The following is a 7,287-nucleotide window of genomic DNA, read 5'->3' as shown; positions in this document are numbered from 1 at the left end:
CGGGCGAGGTCATGCCCAGATTGAATCACGGATACTCTTCTGGGGGAATCGTCGCCCCCCAATCTGCCCCAGTTACGGGTCGGAGCAGGGCAGGGGAGTTCGATGATGCGGAGCGGCTGATCCCGCGCTCCTACGACCTGCCCGAGCTGCCGTGGAACACCATCGCCGGGCGGCTCGAGGCGATCACGATCAAGATCCTTAAGTTCGAGGCCCGCCTGGAAGCCTCTGGCCTTGTCGCTGGTTGGCAGTCCCGCTGCGACATGACCGAAGCCGTGCGGGCCCTGATCCTTGACGGGCACATGCTCGATGTCGGCGACCTCGTGCTGCACGATGCCGGCATGGACGTGCGCCATCCCACCCATGAACTCACCCGGGCCGCCGCAGCCTTGCGGGCCCGGCGCACCGCGCTGGCGCGGAAGGCTCCCTGGCCGTTGTCCATTGACGGCCTAGCCGCCCTGCGCGGCATCGGCGGTGTCGCTGAGGCGTCCGTCAGGTCGAAGGGCAAGAAGCCCGATCCGGAGGATGACGAGGCCTACCCGCCCTATGCCAATGATGCCGACCCGTGGAAGGCGCACTTTGCCGAGATCGATGCTCTCTTGGACCGCACCAACCAGGTGCTCGCCGGCGAAACCCCGCTGCCCAAAAGCCGCTCGCATCTCGTCTACGATCCTGATCAGGACGAAGCCGAGAACGAAGACCTGTGGCTCGACGTGGTCAAGCGCACCAGCTCCTGGCCGGCCGTGGCTGCGGCCGCGGTGGCGTGGGATGCCTGGCTCGATCTCAACCTCTACACCCGCCTGCCCTGGCTCGGGCTGATCATGGCCGCCAGCATCCTGCAAGCCCGCGGTCTGACGGGTGCTCTCCTGCCGCTGGCGGGTGGGTTCAAGCAGTCGCGGTTTCGGCCGCAGGGGAGGGAGCGGGCGACCGAGAAGCTGGAAGGCTTCTGCCAGGTGATCGAGGAAGCGCTGGCCCTGGCCCACAAGGATCTCGACCGGTTGACCCTCGCCCGCGAGCTGATGAGCCGGGTCACGGCCAAGACCCGCTCCAACTCGAAGCTGCCGGCGTTTGGCAGACTTGTTCCTGTCGCGTCCTTTGGTGACGGTGCCGCTCGGGGCCAAGCTGCTGCAGGTCACGCCCAAGGCGGTCGACCTGATGCTGCTGCAACTCGGCGGCGCGCTGCCGCGCGAGCTCACCGGCCGTACCCGCTACCGCGCCTGGGGCATCGTCTAAGCGCCCATCCTGCACAACGTTAGACGGGTAGGGCAGAACGATACTCAGCCAGTGAGAAATGCATGGTGGCCGAGGTTGCGCTGATGCCTCGATCAATGCTAGGAACTTCCTATCGACAGGGGTGCTCCGTATCGCCGGGGCTGAGATGACGGTGCGAAACCGTCGGACCCTCAAGCTGATCTGGGTAATACCAGCGGAGCGAGGACACGATGTTTTCCGGCGCACAAGTCTCCCTTTATCCCATGACCGACGATTTCGTCGGCGTCATTCTCAGCGCAATCGGCGCGCTTGAGCCCTACCGTCCGAACTTCCGGATCGAAACCGACGATGTCTCGACGCTGCTCGTCGGTCCACCCGATCAGCTTTTCCCCGCCATGCGCGACCTTTTCATCTCTGCGGCGGGTCATGGGGCGCATTGCGTCCTGGCTGCCACCGTCTCGCGCGGGTGCCCAGGCGAACCGGATGATCCGATCTGCACGCCCGTCAACGATTCGCGCTATGACCAACCGCTCAACGAGCGGATCGCAGCTGCTCTCCAGCAGGTCGAGGCTGCACCGAGAACGGGTCAGGTCGTGGCGGCCCAGTTCTCCCTGTATCCACTCGGCAGCGGCCACCACATGGACGAGATCTACGGCTGCATCGAGTTCCTCAAGAACTCCGGCGTCTTCGACCGCTCCAAGAACTTTTGCACCAAGCTGCGTGGCGATGCAGGGGCTGTTTTCGCGACGCTGAGCGAGGCCTTTCTGCGCTTTGGCGTCCCGCAGGGCCATGTCGCCCTCGATCTCAAAGTCTCAGCGAACAGCCCGACCGCTGTTTAAGCCATCATCCAACTCCCATCATGGAGACCATCATGTCCAGCACACGAGGTTGGACGCTGAGGGAAACCCTCATCGTCACCGTTCTCGGCGCAGTCTTTGCCGTGCTCTATCTGGGTTGGGTGCAGGTCTGGCTGATCGCGCAGGCGGTCTTCGGCCCGGTGACGATGGATGTGGTGATGGGCTTCTGGTTTATTGCCTCCATCGTGGCCGCTGCGATTATCCGCAAGCCCGGCGTCGCCTTCGCCGCGGAGGTGCTGACCGCTGCGGTGCAGGTCCTGCTCGGCAGCCCCGCAGGCTTGCTGCTCCTGGTGACCGGTGCGGTTCAGGGCGCAGGCGCCGAGGTCGTCTTCGCCGTAACCCGATGGCGCAACTACTCCTTGGCGGTGCTGATGGCCGCAGGCGTCGGTGCCGCCATCTTCTCCTTCATCTATACCTGGATCCGCTTCGACTATGGTGCCCTTCAGCCTGGCATTCTGATCGCCATGTTCATCCTGCGCTGCCTGAGCGGGGCGCTGTTGGGCGGATGGCTTGGACACGTCATTGTGGAAGCGCTCTACAGGACCGGCGCCCTCGCCGGTCTGGCCGTCGATCATGCGAAGCGATCCGCAATCGCCTAGAACCGGCTTTGCCGCCGAATGGCATGAGGTGACGGTTCAATACCCGTTTACCAAGTGGCAGGCGGTCGGACCGGTCAGCCTTGCGGTTCGTCCGGGCGAGCGTGTGCTTCTGCTGGGACCCTCGGGCTCGGGCAAGTCCACACTCCTGCTGACACTCACGGGTCTCGTGCCCAACAGCATCCCCGCGACAGTCAGCGGCGACATCTGTCTCTTTGGGGCGAATGTCACCACCAGACAACCCTGGGCCTGGGCAGCGCAGGTGGCGCAGTATTTTCAGGATGCGGACCAGACCCTCTGCGGGATGCGGGTCGAGGATGAGATTGCCTTTGCCCTGGAGAACCGCGCCCTGCCGCCCATGCGCATCGCGGAATGCGTCACTGAGGCGATGCGCCGGGTCGGGGTGCCAGAGAGCTGGCGCAGCCGTCCGACATCGACGCTGTCGGGGGGCGAGCGGCAACTCGTGGCTCTGGCCGCGACCCTTGTTCAAGGCGCACCCCTGTTCGTCGCCGACGAGCCGACGGCGCATCTTGCGCCAAAGGCAGCAGGCCGCCTGCACGCACTGCTGACGGAGTGCGACCCTCATCGCAGCATCCTCGTCGTCGATCACCGGCTGGAGGGCCTGATTCAGCACATCGACCGCGTGGTGGTTCTCGGCAGAGACGGCACAATCCTTGCCGAGGGGCATCCGCGCGACGTCTTCCGTACCAAGCGCGACCTTTTGGCTTCGGAAGGCATCTGGTGTCCGGTGGCGAGCGCCCTCGACGCGCGATTGGAGGAGGCGGGCCTCGCTCCTCCAGTGACGCCACTGTCCGTGGCGGAGGCGCTGGCGCATATCGATCCCGGAACAGCCCCTCGCGAGCATGTCGAAAAGGCTCTCCCCGCTGTCGAGGCTTTCGTGGCTGAGTACAGGGTGCGCAGCGCCAAGACTGCACCGGGCGCACCCATACTGGCGCGGCTTGTGAATGCCGATTGTGCGCCGTTCCTCGGCCCCACGGTCCTGCGCACCATCGACCTTGCCATCCATGAAGGCGAGGTTCTCGGAATTCTCGGGGCGAATGGTGCCGGCAAGTCGACGCTCGGTCTTTGCCTGTCCGGCCTCCTGCCCCTGAAAGCAGGGAGCAGAACCGGCGCACAGGGCGGCTATGCGTTCCGGCGGCCGGAGAACCAGTTCACTGCTGCTACCGTCCGTGACGAGATCCTGGATGCTTTGCCCAAGCGGATTGCTGTGAAGGCCAAGGCGGAATGTGTGGCAGACACTTTGGCTGCGTGGGGGCTCTCTGGGCTCGAGAGCCGCCATCCCTTCGAGCTGTCCCAGGGCCAGAAGCGAAGGCTCGCCCTTGCGACCCTCACTTCATCCGACCGTTGGCCGCTGCTCGTCCTGGATGAGCCGATGGCGGGCCTCGATGCGCATGGCGTCGCCATGCTCACAAACGAGATCCTGGCCTTGCACGACAGCGGGCGGGCTGTCGCTGTCATCACCCACGACATGGACCTCACCCTGCGTCTCTGCCCCCGTTCAGTCATCGTCGGAGAAGGCGGAATTCTTGCGGACGGCCCGACGCAGGAGTTGATGAAGGACATGGCTCTCCTCCGGCGTGCCGGACTGGCGGAGCCATCCTGCGCTGAAGCGCTGCAATGGCTGCAACGGGGTACCTCATGCTGAAGGCACTCCATCCGCTCAGCAAGCTTCTCGTCTGTGCCGTTGGGCTGGCAGCGTCTGTGCTTGTCTTCGACGCACGCTTTCAGATTGCCCTGATCGTCTTGACAGGACTTTCACTCGTTGTTCTCAATCGCACGTCGCCGCTGCTTCTTCTGGCATTGATGGTGCCATTCTGCCTGTTCGGCTTTGGGTTTCTGACCACCAGCCTCCTTTTCCGGCAGGACAGCGATTTCGCCACCCGCATGGCCGGTGAGGCCTTCTTGAGCTCGCCGGCGTTCTCGGCAGGCCTTACTTTGTTTTTGCGTGCCGTCGCCTGCGGCATAATCTCCGTCTTCTTTGCCCTGACCACTGATCCCGGTTCCTTGGTGCGCGCCCTGATGATGCACGCCCGGTTGCCGCCCCGGATAGGCTATTCCCTTTTTGCGGCGATGCTGCTTGTTCCGGATCTTGCATCGGAAGGGCAGCAGATGCGGATCGCTCGCGCCATGAAAACGGGACGCCGCATCCGGCGGGTGCCGGGACTGGGAGAGGTCATTAGCCTCGTGATCCCGCTGCTTGCCTTTGCGATCCGCCGCGCAGGGCGAACGGCGGTCGCACTGGAAGCGCGCGGCCTCTCGCCCGACACGCTGCGGACGGTCACGAACGCTCCGCGCTTCAGGCGGTCTGACGCCTTCTTCATCATTGCGGCGCTCGGCATAATCGGCTTATGCGTCGCCGCGGCCGTCTCAGACGTCGCGCTACGCCAATCACCGTCCCTGCCCCAGGTGAGACATGCATATTATTCGGCTTCGAACCCAGACCCCGTCTTCTGTTCGGTGCAACTCTCTGAATTGCTTAAAGTCTTCGCTCAGGGTGACCGGGTCACGACCGGCGCCGATTGTAACCCCTCTGCTCTAACTGTTTGTCTCGTATGTCCAGCCAGTTACGCCTGCTCTGACAGGGGTCAATGTTTCCCAGCCGATTTACACGATGGCGGAAACGGTAGCCTCGCCCTTTAGCGCCAGGGAGAGGGACAGTAGGAATTCCGCATTCCGCCCGCCCCGGCCTTGTCCTTGTACGGTGACAGTGGTCTCGCCACCCGACAGCAGTACGCAGGGAGCTCTGACTGGGTATCCATGTCTGCGAGCCGACTGAGCGATTCCAGCCATGACGCGCCCTACCTCCCGCGCTTCACCTTCGATGGCGTCCCCGAGGATTAGGGGCAGAAGACCGAATTCACGCGCTCTTGCTGCAGCAGCATCGAGCGCCATCTTCGGGGTCGCGAGCATATGCAGCGCGCCGCCCGCCGGGGCAACCAGTGACCCAGCGCCTCAATCTTTATCAGTCGCTTGACGAACGGTAGGAAGTCCAACGTCGTTGCCATTCACTCCCATGCTCCCCCTAAGAAGCTTGCTCCGCACTTTGGACCCGGTACTCAGGCGATAGTCTCCCCGCATGCGGGGAGACAAGCTTCGACTGACGCTATCGAAGACTTCATGGTGCCAAGGGATTGTCGATCTTCGGCACGGAGGGTGCTTTCGCCCCGTCCACGGCGACCCGCGCCTGGGAGGGGACCCGCACTCCAGCGGCGCCGATACCCTCCTGCACCCGGACCGGGATTCTCTCGACGACATTGCCGCCCATGCCCTGCCGGTTCCAGGCATCGTTCGGCATCAACGGTTGCACGTTGCCCGCATCATCCGAAGCCCGGCACACCAGGATGTGCTCGCCGGGTGTGGCGTTCTCCCAGACGGCCCGCCAGTGGATCCAGGCGTACGGATCCGATGACACCGGAACGAGTTCCGCCTCCCGCCAGCTCCCACCGTCATCGGTGCTCACCTCAACCTTGGTGATCCTGCCCATGCCTGACCATGCCGTTCCCTGGAGGACATGGCGCCCGGGCGCAAGAAAGCGGTGGCGGGTCAGCAGATCCGGAATGCCGGGCGGCATCATGCTGGAGTTGACCCGCTTGTGCCGCACGGGCTCGCCGGGCTCGTCTTTCTGTTGCTGGTAGCGGTATACCTGGGCCTGCTCGACCCCCTGGAACGGCTCGTTCAACACGCTAATGGCGCGCAGCCACTTCACGCTCGCCATCCCATACCAGCTCGGCACGATCAGGCGCAGCGGATAGCCGTGCTGGGGCAGCAGCGGCTGCCCGTTGGCGTCCCAGGCGAGCATGACCTCATCGCGCAACGCTTCGGCGACCGGGAGGCTGCGCTCGAAGGCATGCTCGACACCGAGGTCAATGCCCGTGTCCCAGCCCGTGAACAGAACCTCGACGGCATCGTCAAGCAGGCCCGCCTGCTCCAGCAGGGGCCGCAGCGGCGTGCCCGTCCACCGATACGTCCCGATGGCCTCGCTCGCCCACGGCACGTAGACCGCTCGCGGCTTCATCGGGTACCGTCCGGTGCCGGCGCACTCCATAGTGACGGTCTGGCTGACGACAGGACGCGACTTCAACTCGGTCAGCGAGATCCGCCTGGGATTCCGGACCCGACCGCCGATGGCGATGGAGTAGTTGTCCGCGCTGAGCTGGGGCACGTCGAAGTGGATCAGGAGATAGTGCGTTCCAAGCGGAGTGATCGGCTCGCGCAGGAACTCGGCCTGCATGCCATGATTGCGGAACGCAAGCGTGACCTCGGCCGGGCTGAAGTCGAGCCAATTCTCCTGAGGTGCTGGTCGCTCTGCGGTGGGCGTTGCCGGCACGGTGGAGCAGTTGCCTTGGGCGTTGGGAAAGCTGGGTGGGACATCGGCGTGGGCCTGGTCGATCAGCGTCGCCGCCATCGCACTCAGGGCGACGAAGCTGCGTCGGCTGAGTGCCGGTGCTTCACCTTCGGGTGATGGAGCCGAGTTCCCTTTCGCCAAGTCAGCATCATCGGTGCCCATACGCTCCTCCCTGCCGCAAAGTCACGGCGCGGGCGTTTTCCGCACGCTCGCTTGCCGTTTGAGCAGATTGATTAGCAAGGATCGGGCCAAGTTTGAT

7 protein-coding genes and 1 riboswitch are annotated in these 7,287 nt (G+C 64.3%); of the genes, 5 read left to right on the top strand and 2 right to left on the bottom strand.

Features of this window, described 5'->3' with window-relative positions; genetic code table 11:
* The 5 genes from ILT44_RS31535 to ILT44_RS25445 all read left to right on the top strand — a co-directional run.
* The coding region (locus ILT44_RS31535) for a DUF1612 domain-containing protein (protein ID WP_204242411.1) at positions 1-1,253 on the top strand (1,253 nt) is incomplete at its 5' end.
* Positions 1,254-1,337: 84 nt separating this feature from the next.
* A riboswitch (TPP riboswitch) is annotated at positions 1,338-1,449 on the top strand.
* The gene (locus ILT44_RS25460) at positions 1,440-2,048 is read left to right on the top strand and encodes a YkoF family thiamine/hydroxymethylpyrimidine-binding protein (RefSeq protein WP_204242410.1); all 609 of its coding nucleotides are present in this window, start codon (positions 1,440-1,442) and stop codon (positions 2,046-2,048) included. It overlaps the preceding riboswitch by 10 nt.
* Positions 2,049-2,080: 32 nt before the next feature.
* Positions 2,081-2,665: an ECF transporter S component gene (locus tag ILT44_RS25455; protein WP_204242409.1), complete on the top strand. Its 585-nt coding sequence runs from the start codon at positions 2,081-2,083 to the stop codon at positions 2,663-2,665.
* Complete coding sequence (locus ILT44_RS25450; RefSeq protein ID WP_204242408.1) at positions 2,640-4,328, top strand: ABC transporter ATP-binding protein; 1,689 nt, start codon at positions 2,640-2,642, stop codon at positions 4,326-4,328. The genes ILT44_RS25455 and ILT44_RS25450 overlap by 26 nt, the downstream gene beginning before the upstream one ends.
* Positions 4,322-5,323, top strand: coding sequence for an energy-coupling factor transporter transmembrane component T family protein (locus ILT44_RS25445; protein ID WP_204242407.1), 1,002 nt, complete (start codon positions 4,322-4,324; stop codon positions 5,321-5,323). Before ILT44_RS25450 ends, ILT44_RS25445 begins: the two co-directional genes overlap by 7 nt.
* On the opposite strand, the gene ILT44_RS32000 is transcribed toward ILT44_RS25445, so the two are convergent.
* Positions 5,288-5,473 (bottom strand): MOFRL family protein, encoded by a 186-nt coding sequence (locus tag ILT44_RS32000; RefSeq protein WP_372441249.1) that lies wholly within the window; start codon positions 5,471-5,473, stop codon positions 5,288-5,290. The two genes, ILT44_RS25445 and ILT44_RS32000, sit on opposite strands and share 36 nt — an antisense overlap.
* Positions 5,474-5,798: 325 nt before the next feature.
* Positions 5,799-7,190 (bottom strand): sulfite oxidase, encoded by a 1,392-nt coding sequence (locus ILT44_RS25435; RefSeq protein ID WP_204242405.1) that lies wholly within the window; start codon positions 7,188-7,190, stop codon positions 5,799-5,801.
* Positions 7,191-7,287: the final 97 nt, after the last annotated feature.

Source organism: Microvirga arvi, from assembly GCF_016892765.1.
GTDB lineage: Bacteria > Pseudomonadota > Alphaproteobacteria > Rhizobiales > Beijerinckiaceae > Microvirga > Microvirga arvi.
This window is presented reverse-complemented; position numbering and strand designations above follow the sequence as displayed.